We start from the raw sequence: 15,378 nt of genomic DNA, 5'->3' as shown, positions 1-15,378 counted from the left end.
TGCGTCGACGGGCTGGTCCGCGCTCTCGGCATCGAGCTCGCCGACGAGGAGATCTGCGAGGCGGTCGATGGCCTCCTCGACCGCACACGCTGTCCTCATGGCGCGCGGGTCGCTAACGTCAGCGTCATGATCGTATGGCTCAACGGCACCCACGGCGCGGGCAAGACGACGACCGGTGCGCTCGTCCAGCAACTGATCCCGGACTCGCAGGTGTTCGACGCCGAGAAGGTCGGCGAGACACTCATGGACATCAAGCCGGGGCTGCCCGCGACGGACAACTTCCAGCACTGGCCGCCATGGCGGCCGCTCGTCGTCGAGACCGCCCGTCGCGTTCTCGACTACACCGGCGGCACCCTGGTGATGCCCATGACCGTCCTGGTCGAGCAGTACTGGCGCGAGATCAGCTCGGGCCTTGCCCAACACCGCATTCCGGTCCGGCACTTCGTCCTCCATGCCGACCGGGACACCCTCCGCGCGCGCATCGCGGGCGACACCGTTCTCGGCCCCGACTCCCCGTTCCGTCTCCGGTACCTGGAGCCCTACGCCGAGGCGGCCCGCACCTGGCTGCACGCCGAGGGCGAGGTCGTCGACACCACGCACCTCACACCCGCCCAGGCCGCGCAGCGGATCGCGGAGGCCGTCAAGAGCTGAGAGCGCGCCCTCCGCCAGCTGGAAGACACGCTGCCGGGCTGCTCGAAGACCTCCATGTCCTGCGGCCGCTCGTCGACCGACGCGGTCGGATTCGGCCCGGTATTGACCGGAAAGGAACTGTCCGTTCCCCCGCGTGTTCCTCACGATAGGCGGGTGTCCGAGGATCGCCCTGCGGGGCCGCCCGGCTCGTCCACCGGTCGGAGACACTCCGGGGGCGGGCCGCTGGTGACGCTGTCGAGCAGTGCCGTGCGGGCGGGGGACCGGTTCGCGTGGTACTCCGACCAGGTGCAGCAGTACATCTTCCCCATCACGCTCTTCACCCCGCACACCGAGGACTTCCGCTCCGAGGTGTCCGCGTTCCAGCTCGGCGCGGTGCAGGTGGCGCACCTCACGTTCCCGTCGCTGCGGGCGGTCCGTACGGCCCGGCACATCCGACGGGTCGACCCCGACACCTACCAGCTGGCATGGGTGCGGCGCGGGGCCGTGTGCGTCACCCAGCTCCGCAACGACGGATTCATCCCGGCGGGCGGCATGGTCCTCTTCGACACCTCCCACCCGCTGGACACCGACATACGGAGCAGCGGAGCCGCCATGGCCGAGGTGACCGTGCTCCGGATCCCGAGGGGCTCCCTCGCCCTGCCCGCCGCGCACACCGACCGGCTCCTCTCGCGGCAGCTGCCCCACAGCGGGGTGAGCGGTGCCCTGCTCCGCCGGCACCTGGACACCCTGGTCGCACAGGCGTCCCGGCTCCGGCCCGCCGAGGCCCACCGGCTGGGCGCCGTCACCGCCGACCTCGTCACCTGCTTCGCCGCCGAGGCCCTCGACAGGGCGGAGTTCGCACCGCCGGAGTCCCGCACGGCGGAGCTGCGCGCCCGGATCGTCGCCTTCATCGGCCTCCATCTCGCGGACCCCGATCTGCGGCCGGCCTCCATAGCCGCCCACCACCACATCTCGCTCCGAACTCTGCACACCCTGTTCCGGCAGGAGCCCGCGACGGTCTCGGCGACCATCCGGCGCCTGCGGCTGGAACGGTGCCGTGCCGATCTCGCCGACCCACGGCTGCACGACCTGCCGATCGCCGCCCTCGCGGCCCGCTGGGGACTGCTCCTGCCGGCCGAGTTCAGCCGGGCCTTCAGGGGTGCGTACGGGATGAGCCCCGGCGAGTTCCGCGCGGAGGCGGCCCGTGTCCACCGGTCCGCGCGGAACCACAAGGCATCACGCACGCGCGCACAATCCGACCGACCGGACCGGCGACACGATGGAGCCTCCCCGCCCAGGGCGGCGGCCGCGCCACCGGATGCGGGGGCGGGCCCGCCCGCTCCCGGCCTGTGACCGGCAGCGCCTTGGGCATCCGCCTCCCGGAGAGGAAGTCCGTTGACTCCGACCCTTCGTCGCATCGCCACCGCCACCGCCCTCGTGACCGCCCTGGGCCTCGGCATCGCAGGAACCGCCGAAGCCGCGCCCCTCACGCAGACCACACGGACCACGGTGACCCTCGTGCCGGGGACCGACGACGTGTACAAGTACGAGGGGGGCGACTACGGCGCCCAGGCGTACGCCGACTGCGCCGGCGGCACCTGCTTCTTCAGCGAGCTGGACGGCGTCGGCTACCGCTGGACGGTGCCCGCCTGCGGCCGGCACAACGTTCCGACCTGGTTCAACGACCTCGCCACGTCCGCCTGGAACCGCACCTCGGTCACCGTCAACATCTTCAAGAACGCCGACCAGGGCGGCTACCTCGGCCCCATGCCCGGCTGGTTCAAGGGCAACCTGGACATCGCCCACAACAACATGATGAGCTCGGTCGACTCGCTCTGCTGACCGGTCGGCGGCGCCCACCGGGTGGGGGCCGGCCTGCGGCCGTTCACGGTGCGGCCGGTCCCTGGGCGAGGTCGACGGTGGTGGAGGGCCGGGACGGTCCGGGTGCCGAGGCGGAACGTCCTGCCGCCGGGGTCCGGACCGCCTCGACGACACGGCCGGCGAGGTCCTCCCACGGGCGCGGGGCGAGCACCGGGACTCCGGCGGCCCGCGCCTGCCCGGCGAGCCACCGGCCGTACAGCACGCTGACACGTGCGCGAGCCCCCTGCGGCCCGGACTCCGGCTCCCGGCGCAGGTAGTTGGCCGTCACCTGCGCCTCGTCGTCCTCGTGCAGAAAGACGGCGCGGACCGGACCTCCGGGTGTCGCCGACCCGGGCAACACGTAGTCCCCTTCCACGATCACCGGGGTGTCGGTGTCCACATGGTTGGCCACCACCGCCTCGACCGCCGGTGCCAGCGCTCGGGCGATCGCGATCTGCCGTTCGACCACCGACTCGGGCGCCTGGCGGGCGGCCTCGGGGTGGGTGCGCCAGAAGTGGACCTCCGGCAGATGCTCGGGCCGGGTCACCGCGAGGAGGGCCTCCACGATGTCGTCGACCTCCACGACGGGGACGCCGTACCGCCGCGCCAGAGCCCGGCTGACACCGGTCTTCCCCATTCCCGAAGCGCCCCCGACGACGAGCACCCGCCACTCGGGAAGACCCTGTACCTCATCCGCACCGTTCACTCGGGCAGAGTAGCGGCCCGGCCGAAGGGGTCGTCCTCCGCGGGGGCAGGGTGCAAGGGGGCGGTCCGGTCGCCGGGGCGAGCGGACGGGCGGGCGAGGTCGGGGGCGGGGACGTGACCGGAGGTTGCGCGGGTTCCTGGCGCGCGGGTCCGTCCCGCCCCCGACTGGGGCGCGCCTACCCCGGATCCCGTTTCGGACGCATTCGCCTGGTGTGCTTGGTGTGCTTCCTGGCCGGGCCGGCACCCGGACATGCCCGCGGGGCCCGGCCGTACGGACGGCCGGGCCCCGCGGGACGGTGCGTACGGTGTCAGGTCACCATCGGTACCAGCGGCCGCGGCCGCCGCCCGCGTTCGTGGAACGCACGAGGAACCCGAGCAGCCACACCACCAGCACGACCAGGGCCACCCACCACAGAATCTTGAGGGCGAAACCGGCGCCGAAAAGAATGAGCGCGAGAAGCAGTACAAGCAAAAGCGGAACCATGAATATCAACCTCCTGAACCGCCGTGTGCCCTGAGTCCCGGCGCATATTCCTCGCACGCATATTTGTTTGCGCGAGGCGGGCGGGGGCACCAGAGGATCACCGCAACAACGAACGAAGACTTCGAGGAGGCTGTCCTTCATGAGCGCCGGTGAGAAGGCCAAGGCGAAGAGCGAGCAGGTCAAGGGCAAGACCAAGGAAGCTGTCGGCAGCGCCGTCGGCAACGACCGGATGGCGGCAGAGGGACAGGCCGAGAAGAGCACCGGCGACGCCCGTGCGGCCAAGGAGAAGACGAAGGACGCCTTCAAGCACTGACGACGTCTCCCGCATTCCACCCACCTCTGGCGGGTCAGGGGCCTTCCGTACGCCGGAAGGCCCCTGACCTGTGGTGACGCGGGTATGAGTGTCCCCGGGAGCAGCCCGGGGGCACAATGGTGATCATGACATCGACGTCGTCCGGCACCTTCCTGCCGATCCTGGAACGCATAGCCGAGGAGATCAGCCACACCCCCGGGAGCGGGCGTCCCGCCGACTACATCCCGGCCCTCGCTGCCTGTGATCCGCGCAGCTTCGGCATGGCCGTCGCCGAGCTGGACGGAACGGTGTACGGCGTGGGGGAATGGCGACAGCCTTTCTCGGCCCAGTCCGTCACCAAAGTGTTCACCCTCGCCCTCGATCTGGCCCGCGAGGGCGATGAACTCTGGGAGCACGTCGGCCGCGAGCCCTCGGGAAATCCGTTCAATTCCCTGGTCCAACTGGAATATGAGAACGGCATCCCCCGCAACCCTTTCATCAACGCGGGCGCGCTCGTCGTCACGGACCGGCTCCAGACCCGTACCGGCGACGCCGCCGGCGAGCTGCTGGACTTCCTGCGCGCCGAGAGCGGCAATCCCGCCCTGGACTTCGACCAGAAGGTCGCCGCCTCCGAGACCGCGCACGGCGCCCGCAACGCCGCCCTCGCCCATTTCATGGCGTCCTACGGCAACATCGACAACGACGTCCCGGTCCTGCTCGACCAGTACTTCCGGCAGTGCTCCGTCGCCGCCTCCTGCGCCGACCTCGCCCTGGCCAGCGGCTTCCTCGCCCGGCACGGCATCCGCGCCGACGGCTCCCGGCTGCTGGGCCGCAGCCAGGCCAAGCAGATCAACGCGGTCATGCTGACCTGCGGCACCTACGACGCGGCCGGCGACTTCGCGTACCGGGTCGGACTGCCGGGCAAGAGCGGTGTCGGGGGCGGGATCATCGCCGTCGTACCCGGCCGGTGCACGTTGTGCGTGTGGAGCCCGGGGCTGGACGAGCGCGGCAACTCGGTGGCCGGAGTGGCGGCCCTCGACCGGTTCACCACGCTCACCGGCCTGTCGGTGTTCTGACCGAGTCTCATCCCGTACCCGGACGCCTGCCCGGAGCCTGGGCACCTGGTCAGCGTCTGCGCGACCAGGTGCTGCCGATTCCCGCGACGTGCAGGGCCAGGGCGGTCAGGCCGAGGAGCATGACGTTGACCGACGAGAACGTCTGATTGGTGCTGATGTCGGCCGCGTTGATGAGGAACGCGATGAAGAACAGTACTGCCGCGACGATGCCGAGCATGATGAGCCCCTCTCGAAAGTAGTGAACCCCGTATGCCCGGTCATCGCCCTCGCAGACGCGGACGGCGCCTCCGGATCCGCGGCCCCTCAGGCGGGGGCCTGGCGGGTGCTCGCCGCCCTGCGCGGGGCGGCGTGATGCGCGGGCCGGCCTGTCGCGGGAACGGGCAGACGCCGCAGGGACAGGCCCGCGGTGACAAGGAGTCCGGTGAAGACGGCCAGGAGGAGGGCGCACACCCACATCTGCCGGCTCCCGGGCGTCTGCCAGCCCGTCCAGGCCAAGGCCGCCGCCCACAGCAGGGCGCCTCCGGCGTAGAAGGAGCGGACGCGGTGCAACTGCCGCACGGCCCGCAGGAACTGGATACGTTCGGTCTTCGGTGCCATGCCGGGCCGTGTACCCCGACGAACCGCAACCATCAGGGCGGAACGAATCTTGAGCAGCGGGGTCCGTTCCGTCCCGGACGGCCTTCCCGGGTGTCTTCCATGGTCGTCTACTTGTCGGCGCGGGCCACCAGCAGCGGCTGGAAGAAGCCCGTCTCCTGCGGCATCCGCCACCGGACGTCGACGAACCCGGCCTCGGCCGCGAGGCCGGTCAACCGGTCCTGGCTGAGGGCCCAGTAGGTCGTCCGGCGGACCCGGACGGCCCATTCCCCGTCTGTCGGCGCGAGTTGGAAGTGTTCCAAGTCGTAATGCTCGCCGTCGGCGTGCCAGTGCCAGAGCTGGAAGGTGACGGCCCGTCCGTCGCCGCCACCGTCGTCGGTCCGGTGAACTTGCGGAGGCGTCGAAACGGGGTGCTCGCGCAGCAAGTCGTCGTAGGGACGTGTGCTGACCAGCAGCAGACCGGCGGGACGCAGTACGCGGCGCATCGACGCCAGGGCGGTGTGCACATCCTGCTCCGTCAGCAGGTGGGGCAGCGAGTTGTCGGCGCAGACGACGACGTCGAACCGGCCGTCGGAGAACGGGAGGCGCCTCATGTCCGCGGCTGCCGTCCGCAGGCTGAGGCTCCGGCGGGCGGCCTCACGGGTGGCGCGGGCGGCGGCGCGGGGGCTGAGGTCGGTCCCGGTGACGCGGTGCCCGCGCAGCGCCAGGCCGATGGCCTGCGTGCCGATGCCGCAGGAGCAGTCGAGCACCTCGACCCGGTCCCGGCCGACAAGGGCGTCGAGAGCGTCCCCCTGCCGACGGATGCTCGCGTCCCAGTCCGAGTAGACCAGGTGGTAAGTGTCGGCCAGTTCGTCGTAGAAATGCGCCACCGATGCCTCGGGCATGGCCAGAGGCTACCGCGCCTGTTCCCCCGGGAGGCGCCGGTCGCCCCAGCATCTCGCTCCACGCGTGGGCCCGTCCGCCGGTCGGCCGCCGGGCCCCGGCCGGGCACCTCCCTCCTCCGGTGCTTCCACGACTGCGAAGGCGACTGCCCGCTCAGCAGCACCGGGCCCGAGTCTCGGTACTGCCGGCCGGACGCACCGCGGGGCCGGTGTCCGTCACCGGCCGACGGGCCCCCACCGCCGCACCGGCGGCTGGCCGCTGTCCGGTGACAGACCTAGAGCTGCGACGCCCCTCCGTCGACCGGGAACTCCGTTCCCGTCGAGAAGGTCGCACCGAACGCCAAGTACGCCACCGCAGCGGCCACTTCCTCGGACGTCCCCAGCCGCTGCATCGGGATGGTGCTCCGGTAGGTGTCCTTCACCGTCTCGACGACATCGGCGGGAACGGAGCGGTCCAGGATGCCCGTGTCGGTCGGGCCGGGACTCACGGCATTGACACGCACCTTGCGCGGCAGCAGCTCGCGGGCCAGAGTGCGCGTCATCGACCGCAGGGCCGCTTTGCTCGCCGAGTAGACACTGAGCGCGTCGAGGCCGAGGACGTTCACCACCGACGTGGTGAGGACGACGCCGCCTCCCTCGCGCATCAGCGGTGCCAGCGCCTGCACGGTGAAGTACGGGCCCTTGGTGTTGATGTCGAACAGTTCGTCGTACATTTCTTCCGTCGTCGAGTCGAGCGGCGCGGACGCGGTGACGCCGGCGTTGACGAACAACGCGTCCACCGCGCCGAACCGCTCCTGAACCGTGTCGGCCAGCGCCTCGATCTCCTTCAGGGACGCGGCGTCGCTGCGGACGGCGATCGCCTTGTCCCCCAGTTGCTCCAGGGCGGTGTCCAGGGTGGATCGGGTGCGGCCGGTGATCAGTACGTGCGCCCCACCGTCCGCGAACAGCCGGGCGGCAGCCAGGCCGATACCGCTGCTGCCGCCCGTGATCACGATCTTCTTGCCGTCATAAGTGGTCATGCCCTCAAGCCAAATGGCCATCGGCACACCTTGTCCAAGACCTGTTCCGTATGCCGTCATACGCCTGGCGCATGAGCGCATGACAGCGCGCGACGTACGCTGGGCAGATGGACGTCGATCTGCGGCTCGTGCGCTACTTCACGGTCGTGGCGGAGTACGGCAACTTCGGCCGGGCCGCCTCCAGGCTGCACCTGGCGCAGCCGTCACTGAGCCGCCAGATCCAGCGACTGGAAGCTCAGCTCGGTGTCCGGCTTCTCGATCGCTCGCCGCAGGGCAGCAGCCTCACCGACGCCGGTCGGGCGTTCCTTCCCCGGGCCCTGATCCTGCTCCTGGAAGCCGAGCAAGCCGTTCGCACGGCCAGAGCCGCCGTGCAGCCCCGTACCGTCACCGTCGGCTGCGCCGAAGGGCTGGTCATCACCGCCTGTATGCGGGAACTGCGCCGCCGGCATCCTGAAGACCAGGTTCGCACCCGTCACCTCGACTGGCGGGACACGCGCGCGCTCGCCGAGGGGCGGGTCGACGCCCTCATCGCGTACAGACCCCTGCCTTTCCCGGCGGACGGCCTCCGAGTGACCACGCTTCATGAGGAACCACGGGTGCTCGTCACTTCGGCGAGTCATCCTCTGGCGAAGGAAAAGGCCGTCAGCCTTCCGGCTCTGTCGGACGAGGAACTGGTGGCGTGCGCCAGCACTCCGGTTCTCTGGAGCACTCCCCAGCCGGTCGACGGCCACCCGGCGCCGCTTCCGCCCGCCCTCGACGACAGCTTCGAGGACAAGCTGGAGCTCATCGCCACCGGCCACTGCGTCGCGATCTTCCCTGCCGGTGACCGACGCGCCGCAGTACGCGAGGACATCGCCCTGGTACCCGTGGTCGACGCCGATCCCTGCGAGGTCGTGCTCGTCACACGCGCCGACGACCCGAACCCGCTGCTCGGGTCGCTGGAAGATGTCGCGCGTACAGTGTTCGGCGCAGTCTCCCCGCAGGACAACAGAGCACTGCCGACCGGCTGACCTCCCGCACCGATGTCCACGGGCTGCTTACCCCGTGGACGCGCGAGCGCCTGGTGCCGGTCGAGCCGAGAAATATGGGTGCCGTCGGTGAGCTTGGCCAGCAGCCGGTCCGGTGGAGAGTCCGCTCCGAGGGCAGTTTCACCGCCTGGTCCTCGGGCGTCCGGCGCAGCGGTTCGCTGGTCCGCCAGATGATGAACGCGCCCCGGCGGGTGGAAGCGTCGACGTCCTGGGCGATCGCCCGCCGCATCGCCGCCACGGCCTTGTCGTGCACCGCCCCGAAGACCGGCTTCTTGCGGACCGGCCGGTGATCGGCCAGAACAGATGCGGAAGCACCAGCAGCAGGTCCTCGGCCTACGCTGCCCCGGCCCACGGCGGACCCGGCTCGGCGAACCGCTCCAGCAGACCGTCCACGACCGCGCAGGTGCCCCCGTCATGCCCCCAGACCACCGTTTGGCGGGTTCAGGTGCTGAGGTGCGGGTTCAGGTGCTGAGGTGGCTGCACTCCCCGTTGCGGTCGAGGATGGTCAGGATCTCGGCGGGGCCGCGGTCGCTGCGCAGGGCGTGGGGGGTCATCGTGGAGAAGGACGCGGCCTGTCCGGCCTCGACGCGGATGACACGTTCCCCGAGGTAGAGGACCACGGCGCCGGACAGCACCGTGAACCAGTCACGGCCGGGGTGGACACCGAGGTCATCGGGGGCGATCTCGCCGGCCTGGTCGGTGATGCGCACCTTGCCCACGGTCAGGCCGTGGGGCCCGTCGTCCTTGCTGAGCAGCCAGGTGGTCAGGCCGCTGCGCTCGTCGCGCTGGGGACGGATGACGACGTCGGAGTCGTCGGGAGATTCGACGAGTTCGTCGAGGGACTTGCCCAGCGCTCGGGAGATGGCGGTGAGCTGGTCGAGACTGAGACGCCGGTGGCCGGTCTCGATGCGGCTGAGCTGGGAGGGGCTGATGCCCGCCCGCTCGGCGAGGTTGTCCAGCGACCAGCCTCGCGCCTTGCGCAGGGACCTGATCCGCATCCTGACGACGGCATCCAGCGACGATTCTTGCTCCACCGGCAAGACTCTATGACAGGACAGCAGCGACCGCCCTACCGTCGAGACGTGAAGACACACCATGACGACAAAGGGCATATCGGGCGCGATCGGGCGGCCGACTCCGGCACCGCACCGGCGGAGCTGCTGGAGCTGCTGGAGCTGCTGGAGCTGCTGGAGCTGGACGGCGAAGTCCTCGCCCCCTACTTCTCGGAACTGACCGGGCTGCTCGCCGAGGTCGCCGACCCCGCCCCGGGCCGGATCCTGGACCTGGGCAGCGGTCCGGGCACCGGCAGCCTCGCACTGGCCCGCCGCTTCCCCACGGCACACGTGACTGCGGTGGACATCTCCCCGCGGATGCTGCACCGCCTGCGCGAGCGGGCCGCCGCGCAGGGGGCCGCCGACCGGGTCAGCACGGTAGAGGCGGACATCGACGAGTCATGGGCCGGGATCGGTCAGGGCGGCCCCTACGACCTGGTCTGGGCCGCCGCGTTCCTGCACCATGTCGCCGACCCCGCGCACACCTTCGCGCGGGCTTTCGAACAGCTCACCCCGGGCGGGTTGATCGCCGTCACGGAGATGGACTTCTTCCCCCGCTTCCTCCCCGAGGACGCCGGCGCCACCCGGGCCGGCCTGGAGGCCCGCCTCCACGCCGCCACCGACACCCGGCCGCCCCACGACTGGACCGACCACCTCCGGGCCGCCGGATTCACCCACCTGGACCGGCGCCCCTTCGACATCCATCTCGACCACGCCCAAGCAGGGCCGCCCCTGAACGCCTACGCCCAGGGCTTCCTGGCCAAGCTGCGCTCCCACGCCACGGACACCCTCGGCTCCGATGACCTGGCCGCCCTGGACGCCCTGCTGGACGAAGATCAGCCGTACAGCGTCGCGCACCGTGACGATTTGACCGTGCGCACCACCCGCACCACCTGGATCGCCCGCCGCCCCTGAACCCGCCCAGCGGGCCACGACCAGACCCGCCGGGCGAGCGCCCCACCCCCGGCGGGACCGTTCACAGATGAGCAGGGGGGCGTGAGGCCCACCGGTAAGGTGCATCCGGATCGAGAGGGGCATCCGTCGCCGCCTGGGCCGCGTCCACGCGACGGCCGGGCATGGGGTCAACGCCCGCGTTGTTACGGCGTTTTGGTGACAGAGCGACTCGGAGACGCTCAGACCGCGCCGATGAGCTGGATCGCGGGAAGCAAGGTTGATCCTCATACCGGCGTGCCAGGTGATACCGGGGTGCCAGGTGGTCCGTCCCCGTTCAACGCCCCCGGTACGCCGCTGCCGTTCCCGCGTGGGGTTCGAGCGGGGTTCGGGGTCCGCTCCGTTCGCAGCGGTGGAACCGGGCCAGGTACGCCAGGGTCGGGCCGCGTCGGGCGGACAGGTGGAGGCCGGCCGCGTCGGCGAGCCGGTGCAGGCGGCCGAACGGGATCCAGTGCCGGTCGAAGAACTCACCGACCACCAGCCGTCCGCCCGGCGCCAGCACCCGGGCCGCCTCCCACAGCACTCGCTCCGGCTCGGGGATCTCGCCCAGTGCGGTCACCAGGTACACCGCGTCGAACGACCCTTCGGGGTAGGGGAGTTCACGCGCGTCGGCGCGGGCCGGTGAGATGTTCGCCAGGCCCCGCTGCCGTGCGCGACGCATGACGTGATCGAGCATGTCCTGCTGGATATCCAGGATGTCGAGACCTCCGTGCGGGCCGAGTCGCGGCGCGACGTGGAGGGACTGCAACCCGGTTCCCGGGCCCACCTCCAGCATGCGCTCGCCCGGCCGCGGATGCAGCACCTCGTCGAGCGCGCCCACGGTCAGATACGGCAACGAGAGGTCCAGCAGCCCGCGTTGGGCGTACGGGTAGGGCGCCCTGTCGCCCAGCCACCACGCGGCGGCGGCCGTGGTCGCCGCACCGGCGGCCAGCCCCCAGCGGGCTCGGGGGGAGGTGGGGACACGGGTGAGGGTCGGCATGTGCGCTCCGATCGGGTCGGGAAGGGTGTGTGCGTGAACGAGCGGGGTGCTCGGGGACGTGTGCGGGTGCGGGTGCGTCAGGGTGTGTGCGGCCCGCCCCGGCTCAGTTCACGTGCCGCGAGCGTGGCGCAGAGGACGGCCAGCGGGAGTTCGGCACACAGGGCCATCGCGAGGGCGGAGGCCAGGTCGCCGCCCGTGGCCGCCGTCGTGGTGTCGAACCAGGCGTCGACCACCAGCAGCGTCGCCGTCACGGCCGCCGCGAGGGCGTGCCGCCGGTCGCGGCGGGTGGCGAGCAGGCCGGTGGTGATCAGGCCGACCGCCTGCAACGCGTCGAGACCGACCCAGGCGACCGGCCAGTGCGCGGCCGTCGCGGTGTCGGGCAGCCCTGTGGCGAGCACGTACAGCCAGGGCAGCAGGACGAGCCCGCACAGCACGAGGAGGCATCCGGCGCGCCGTACTCCCCGCGCGGGCGGCACCGGTGTCCGGACCGCCTCGTACAGGGAGATGATCTCCGCGTCCTCGGATACCGGCTCCGTCGCCCGGACGCCCCCGGCCGTCGTCGTGTCCGCTGCGGAGCCCGTCTCGTGAGTCCTCGGTCGACGCATGTTCCGCTCCCTCAGCCGTGTGGTCCCCTGCACGGTCACCACCCTGCGTCGCGGAGCGGGTCTCAGTCAGTCACGCAGGGTTCCGATCCGGGGTGGAGAAAAGTGCACCCCGGAGCCGGGCACGGGCGTGATGGTGTGCCCGTGGCCCGTGGCTCTACCGTGGGGCGCATGTACTTCACGACCTGGCTGCGGCAGGTGCCCGGCCGGCCGTTCCGCGGAGCGGGACGCCGCACCGCCCTCGTCGCCGCCGGCCTGCCGCTCCACGTCGCGGCGGTGCCGCTGTGGGTCTGGCTGGTGGGGACGGTGGTGGCCGTGGTGCCCGCCGCCACCCCGCTGCCCGTCCTGGTCACGCTCGCCCTGACCCCCGTGCTGACCGCGGCCCAGCGGCGCCGCTACCGGGCACTGACCGGCAAGGAACTGCCGCGCCCCGCCCACGGCGCACCGCGGCGCGGTGTGCGGTCCGTGCTGCGCCGTCTGACCGCACGCACCTTCTGGCGGCAGGTCTGCCACCACACCCTCGCGGGTCCGCTGCTCGCCGTCCTGGACGTCGTCGTCCTCGCCGTCTGGGCGGCCGGGCTGGTGGCCGCCACCGTCTATGTGTGGATCTGGGCGCTGCCGCCGGGGTGGCGGATCGCCCAGGCCGGGTACACCACACAGGCGGCGTACGTCACCGCCGGGGGCGTGCTCCTGCTGTTCGCTGCGCCGCGGCTGACCGGCCTCCTGGTGCGGGCGCAGACCTGGGCCGCCGAGATCCTGCTCGGCCGCAGCCGTACGGAGGAGCTGACCCGCCGGGTCGAGGACCTGACCGAGAGCCGGGCCGGTGTGCTCGACGCGGCCGACGCCGAACGGCGGCGCATCGAGCGCGATCTGCACGACGGGGCGCAGCAGCGGCTCGTCTCGCTCGCCGTCAACCTGGGCCTGGCCAGATCCACCCTGCGTGACCTGCCCGAGGACGCCCGCCGGGTGATCGACGAGGCGCACCGGGAGGCCAAGGAGGCGATCGCCGAGCTGAACAGCCTGGTGCGCGGCCTGCATCCGGTCGTCCTGGAGGACCGGGGGCTCGACGCCGCGCTGTCGGGCATCGCCGGGCGCGCCCCGATCCCGGTGCGGGTGGCCGTGGACCTGGCGCGGCGCCCGGCGCCGACCGTCGAGGCGGTCGCGTACTTCGTGGTCTCCGAGGCGCTGACGAACGTGGTCAAACACGCCCGCGCCGACCGGGCGGACGTGACCGTGGCGCAGGTCGGGGAGACACTGCGGGTGGTCGTCACGGACGACGGCATCGGAGGTGCGGTGCCGTCGGGCCCCGCAGACTCCGGTGGACCCGCAGACTCCGGTGGACCCACGGACCGCGCGGGCACCGGACTCGCGGGGCTCGCCAAGCGGGTCGCGTCCGTCGACGGCGTGTTCTCCTGCCACAGCCCCGCCGGGGGCCCGACCGTCATCACCGTGGAGCTGCCGTGCGCGCTGTGATCGCCGAGGATTCCGTCCTGCTGCGGATCGGGGTGGTGAAGGTACTGGAGATGGCCGGGTTCGAGGTGTGCGCCGAGGTCGACGACGCCGAGGCGCTGCTGACGGCGGTCGAGGAACACCGGCCCGACATCGCGGTGGTCGACGTGCGCATGCCGCCCGGCTTCACCGACGAGGGGGTACGCGCCGCGCTCGTCGTCCGCCGCCAGTGGCCGGACACCTCGGTACTGCTGCTGTCGCAGTACGTGGAGGAGCGGTACGCCGCCGATCTCCTCGCCACCAACACCTCGGGCGTCGGCTACCTCCTGAAGCAACGGGTCGCCGACGTGGACGAGTTCGCCGACGCCGTGCGCCGGGTCGCGTCCGGCGGCACCGCCCTCGACCCGCAGGTCGTCGCCCAGCTCCTCGTACGCCGTCACAGCGACCCGCTCGACCGTCTCACCCCCCGCGAACGCGACGTCCTCGCCCTCATGGCGGGCGGCCGCTCCAACTCCGGCATCGCCGCCGAGCTGGTGGTGAGCGAGAGCGCCGTCGCCAAGCACATCAACAGCATCTTCACCAAGCTCGACCTCCCCAAGGCGGACGCCGACCACCGCCGCGTACTGGCGGTCCTGCGCTTCCTCGGGGTCGCGTCGGGCTAGGTCGCGTACGGCTGCCCGTAGTCGCCTCTGCCGGACTCGGGCGGCCGTCCCCCTCGGGATCCGCGCTTGAGCCGGTTGCGGACGCGGTCCGTCGGGGCCGGGATCCGCTTGCTTGGAGTGCACATCAAGGCCATAGCGTGGCAACCGCTGAACCGAACACCCACCGCGTCGACGCACCATCCAGCACCCCCGACCAACTCGAAAGACGGCAAGTGGTAGACAACCAATTCACCACGCATGCAGCACTCTTCGACCTGTGTGGAAAGCGCGCACTCGTCACCGGTGGCACCCGAGGCATCGGAATGATGATCGCGCGAGGTCTCCTCCAAGCGGGCGCCCGCGTGGTGATCAGCTCACGCAACGCGGAAGCGTGTGCTCAGGCGCAGGAACAACTGTCCGCATTCGGTGAGGTGCGGGCCATCCCCGCCGACCTGTCCCGCCACGACGAGTGCCGGCGGCTGTCGGACCTCGTCACCGCCGACTCGGAGCGTCTCGACATCCTCGTCAACAACGCGGGCGCCCTGTGGGACGAGCCGCTGGCGACATTCCCGGACGCGGCCTGGGACACGGTCCTCGACATCAACCTGAAGTCGCCGTTCTGGCTGGTCCAAGAGCTGCTGCCCGCACTGCGCAGGGCGGGCACCGCCGACGATCCCGCGCGGATCGTCAACATCGGCAGCATCGCCGCCATCCACATCCCCCAGCGGCCCAACTACTCGTACTCCAGCAGCAAGGCCGCGCTGCATCAACTCACCAGAGTGCTCGCCAAGGAACTGGGACCGCAGCACGTCACCGTGAACGCCGTGGCGCCGGGACCGTTCCCGTCGACGATGATGGCCGCGACCCTCGATGAGTTCGGCGAGGCGATCGCGGCGGCGGCCCCACTGCGCCGGATCGGCCGCGACGACGACATGGCGGGTGTCGCCGTGTTCCTCACCAGCCGGGCAGGCGCATACCTGACAGGCGCCGTGATCCCCGTCGACGGCGGCATCGCCACAACCGCGTAGGCCACCCAAGGTCGGCCTGACCATCTGGGACGTGGACATCGGCTCCATGGTCTGCCGGGCCCACCCGCACGCTGGCGGTCCGCTACGAGGCGACCGTGCTGGTCGCA

Annotated in this window: 19 protein-coding genes; 10 read left to right on the top strand and 9 right to left on the bottom strand. The window is 71.4% G+C overall.

Annotation, left to right across the window (positions count from 1 at the left end; all coding sequences use genetic code 11):
• Positions 1-126 precede the first annotated feature (126 nt).
• The 3 genes from B086_RS0107785 to B086_RS0107775 all read left to right on the top strand — a co-directional run bounded on the left by B086_RS0107785 (position 127) and on the right by B086_RS0107775 (position 2,472).
• On the top strand, positions 127-651 hold the full coding sequence (locus B086_RS0107785; RefSeq protein WP_026252206.1) for an ATP-binding protein: 525 nt from the start codon (positions 127-129) through the stop codon (positions 649-651).
• 225 nt (positions 652-876) lie between these two features.
• Positions 877-1,983: a helix-turn-helix domain-containing protein gene (locus B086_RS39390; protein ID WP_051115779.1), complete on the top strand. Its 1,107-nt coding sequence runs from the start codon at positions 877-879 to the stop codon at positions 1,981-1,983.
• A 42-nt stretch (positions 1,984-2,025) separates the two neighbouring features.
• Positions 2,026-2,472, top strand: a complete 447-nt coding sequence (locus tag B086_RS0107775; RefSeq protein WP_018565844.1) for a peptidase inhibitor family I36 protein — start codon at positions 2,026-2,028, stop codon at positions 2,470-2,472.
• 43 nt (positions 2,473-2,515) lie between these two features.
• Here B086_RS0107775 and B086_RS39385 read toward each other — a convergent pair whose 3' ends face one another.
• Both B086_RS39385 and B086_RS0107765 read right to left on the bottom strand, forming a co-directional pair.
• On the bottom strand, positions 2,516-3,127 hold the full coding sequence (locus tag B086_RS39385) for a hypothetical protein (RefSeq protein ID WP_018565843.1): 612 nt from the start codon (positions 3,125-3,127) through the stop codon (positions 2,516-2,518).
• A gap of 381 nt (positions 3,128-3,508) precedes the next feature.
• Positions 3,509-3,679: a hypothetical protein gene (locus B086_RS0107765; RefSeq protein ID WP_018565842.1), complete on the bottom strand. Its 171-nt coding sequence runs from the start codon at positions 3,677-3,679 to the stop codon at positions 3,509-3,511.
• 139 nt (positions 3,680-3,818) lie between these two features.
• On the opposite strand from B086_RS0107765, the gene B086_RS42625 reads away from it, so the two are divergent.
• Both B086_RS42625 and B086_RS0107755 read left to right on the top strand, forming a co-directional pair.
• Positions 3,819-3,992, top strand: a complete 174-nt coding sequence (locus tag B086_RS42625; RefSeq protein WP_018565841.1) for a CsbD family protein — start codon at positions 3,819-3,821, stop codon at positions 3,990-3,992.
• A gap of 116 nt (positions 3,993-4,108) precedes the next feature.
• The gene (locus B086_RS0107755) at positions 4,109-5,047 is read left to right on the top strand and encodes a glutaminase (RefSeq protein WP_018565840.1); all 939 of its coding nucleotides are present in this window, start codon (positions 4,109-4,111) and stop codon (positions 5,045-5,047) included.
• Positions 5,048-5,096: 49 nt separating this feature from the next.
• Here B086_RS0107755 and B086_RS44935 read toward each other — a convergent pair whose 3' ends face one another.
• The 4 genes from B086_RS44935 to B086_RS0107735 all read right to left on the bottom strand — a co-directional run bounded on the left by B086_RS44935 (position 5,097) and on the right by B086_RS0107735 (position 7,541).
• Positions 5,097-5,264, bottom strand: coding sequence for a hypothetical protein (locus B086_RS44935; protein ID WP_018565839.1), 168 nt, complete (start codon positions 5,262-5,264; stop codon positions 5,097-5,099).
• Between the two features lie 86 nt (positions 5,265-5,350).
• Positions 5,351-5,644: a hypothetical protein gene (locus tag B086_RS0107745; protein WP_018565838.1), complete on the bottom strand. Its 294-nt coding sequence runs from the start codon at positions 5,642-5,644 to the stop codon at positions 5,351-5,353.
• Positions 5,645-5,751: 107 nt separating this feature from the next.
• Positions 5,752-6,525: a class I SAM-dependent methyltransferase gene (locus B086_RS0107740; protein WP_018565837.1), complete on the bottom strand. Its 774-nt coding sequence runs from the start codon at positions 6,523-6,525 to the stop codon at positions 5,752-5,754.
• A 272-nt stretch (positions 6,526-6,797) separates the two neighbouring features.
• A complete protein-coding gene (locus B086_RS0107735; protein ID WP_018565836.1) occupies positions 6,798-7,541 on the bottom strand; it encodes an SDR family oxidoreductase in 744 nt (247 codons plus the stop codon).
• Positions 7,542-7,648: 107 nt separating this feature from the next.
• Here B086_RS0107735 and B086_RS0107730 point away from each other — a divergent pair, with 107 nt between their 5' ends.
• Complete coding sequence (locus tag B086_RS0107730) at positions 7,649-8,551, top strand: LysR family transcriptional regulator (RefSeq protein ID WP_018565835.1); 903 nt, start codon at positions 7,649-7,651, stop codon at positions 8,549-8,551.
• Between the two features lie 479 nt (positions 8,552-9,030).
• On the opposite strand, the gene B086_RS0107720 is transcribed toward B086_RS0107730, so the two are convergent.
• Complete coding sequence (locus B086_RS0107720; RefSeq protein WP_018565833.1) at positions 9,031-9,567, bottom strand: helix-turn-helix transcriptional regulator; 537 nt, start codon at positions 9,565-9,567, stop codon at positions 9,031-9,033.
• Positions 9,568-9,651: 84 nt separating this feature from the next.
• Between B086_RS0107720 and B086_RS45880 the strand changes: the two genes are divergently transcribed.
• Positions 9,652-10,536 (top strand): class I SAM-dependent methyltransferase, encoded by an 885-nt coding sequence (locus tag B086_RS45880; RefSeq protein ID WP_018565832.1) that lies wholly within the window; start codon positions 9,652-9,654, stop codon positions 10,534-10,536.
• 313 nt (positions 10,537-10,849) lie between these two features.
• Here the strand turns inward: B086_RS45880 and B086_RS0107710 are convergent, their stop codons facing one another.
• Together B086_RS0107710 and B086_RS45350 are read right to left on the bottom strand one after the other, a co-directional pair.
• Positions 10,850-11,551: a class I SAM-dependent methyltransferase gene (locus tag B086_RS0107710; protein WP_018565831.1), complete on the bottom strand. Its 702-nt coding sequence runs from the start codon at positions 11,549-11,551 to the stop codon at positions 10,850-10,852.
• 77 nt (positions 11,552-11,628) lie between these two features.
• The gene (locus B086_RS45350; RefSeq protein WP_018565830.1) at positions 11,629-12,156 is read right to left on the bottom strand and encodes a hypothetical protein; all 528 of its coding nucleotides are present in this window, start codon (positions 12,154-12,156) and stop codon (positions 11,629-11,631) included.
• 168 nt (positions 12,157-12,324) lie between these two features.
• Between B086_RS45350 and B086_RS0107700 the strand changes: the two genes are divergently transcribed.
• The 3 genes from B086_RS0107700 (at position 12,325) to B086_RS0107690 (ending at position 15,271) form a co-directional block, all read left to right on the top strand.
• Complete coding sequence (locus B086_RS0107700) at positions 12,325-13,626, top strand: sensor histidine kinase (RefSeq protein ID WP_018565829.1); 1,302 nt, start codon at positions 12,325-12,327, stop codon at positions 13,624-13,626.
• Positions 13,614-14,264, top strand: coding sequence for a response regulator (locus B086_RS0107695; protein ID WP_018565828.1), 651 nt, complete (start codon positions 13,614-13,616; stop codon positions 14,262-14,264). Before B086_RS0107700 ends, B086_RS0107695 begins: the two co-directional genes overlap by 13 nt.
• Before the next feature lie 212 nt (positions 14,265-14,476).
• Positions 14,477-15,271 carry an SDR family oxidoreductase gene (locus B086_RS0107690; RefSeq protein ID WP_026252204.1) on the top strand — a complete coding sequence of 265 codons (795 nt, stop codon included), beginning with the start codon at positions 14,477-14,479 and terminating at the stop codon, positions 15,269-15,271.
• Positions 15,272-15,378: the final 107 nt, after the last annotated feature.

Origin of the sequence: Streptomyces sp. PsTaAH-124, from assembly GCF_000373685.1 — a bacterium.
In the GTDB taxonomy this organism is placed as follows: Bacteria; Actinomycetota; Actinomycetes; order Streptomycetales; family Streptomycetaceae; genus Streptomyces; species Streptomyces andamanensis.
The sequence above is the reverse complement of the archived record's forward strand: the minus strand, read 5'-3'. Positions and strand labels throughout refer to the sequence as shown.

Bases quoted from the DNA above. Each gene is read 5' to 3' on its own strand.
- B086_RS0107755 (WP_018565840.1), top strand. From the start codon at position 4,109: ATGGTGATCATGACATCGACGTCGTCCGGCACCTTCCTGCCGATCCTG.
- B086_RS0107765 (WP_018565842.1), bottom strand. From the start codon at position 3,679: ATGGTTCCGCTTTTGCTTGTACTGCTTCTCGCGCTCATTCTTTTCGGC.
- B086_RS39385 (WP_018565843.1), bottom strand. From the start codon at position 3,127: ATGGGGAAGACCGGTGTCAGCCGGGCTCTGGCGCGGCGGTACGGCGTC.
- B086_RS0107730 (WP_018565835.1), top strand. From the start codon at position 7,649: ATGGACGTCGATCTGCGGCTCGTGCGCTACTTCACGGTCGTGGCGGAG.
- B086_RS0107735 (WP_018565836.1), bottom strand. From the start codon at position 7,541: ATGACCACTTATGACGGCAAGAAGATCGTGATCACGGGCGGCAGCAGC.
- B086_RS44935 (WP_018565839.1), bottom strand. From the start codon at position 5,264: ATGCTCGGCATCGTCGCGGCAGTACTGTTCTTCATCGCGTTCCTCATC.
- B086_RS0107785 (WP_026252206.1), top strand. From the start codon at position 127: ATGATCGTATGGCTCAACGGCACCCACGGCGCGGGCAAGACGACGACC.
- B086_RS42625 (WP_018565841.1), top strand. From the start codon at position 3,819: ATGAGCGCCGGTGAGAAGGCCAAGGCGAAGAGCGAGCAGGTCAAGGGC.
- B086_RS45350 (WP_018565830.1), bottom strand. From the start codon at position 12,156: ATGCGTCGACCGAGGACTCACGAGACGGGCTCCGCAGCGGACACGACG.
- B086_RS0107745 (WP_018565838.1), bottom strand. From the start codon at position 5,644: ATGGCACCGAAGACCGAACGTATCCAGTTCCTGCGGGCCGTGCGGCAG.
- B086_RS0107740 (WP_018565837.1), bottom strand. From the start codon at position 6,525: ATGCCCGAGGCATCGGTGGCGCATTTCTACGACGAACTGGCCGACACT.
- B086_RS0107720 (WP_018565833.1), bottom strand. From the start codon at position 9,567: ATGCGGATCAGGTCCCTGCGCAAGGCGCGAGGCTGGTCGCTGGACAAC.
- B086_RS0107700 (WP_018565829.1), top strand. From the start codon at position 12,325: ATGTACTTCACGACCTGGCTGCGGCAGGTGCCCGGCCGGCCGTTCCGC.
- B086_RS0107710 (WP_018565831.1), bottom strand. From the start codon at position 11,551: ATGCCGACCCTCACCCGTGTCCCCACCTCCCCCCGAGCCCGCTGGGGG.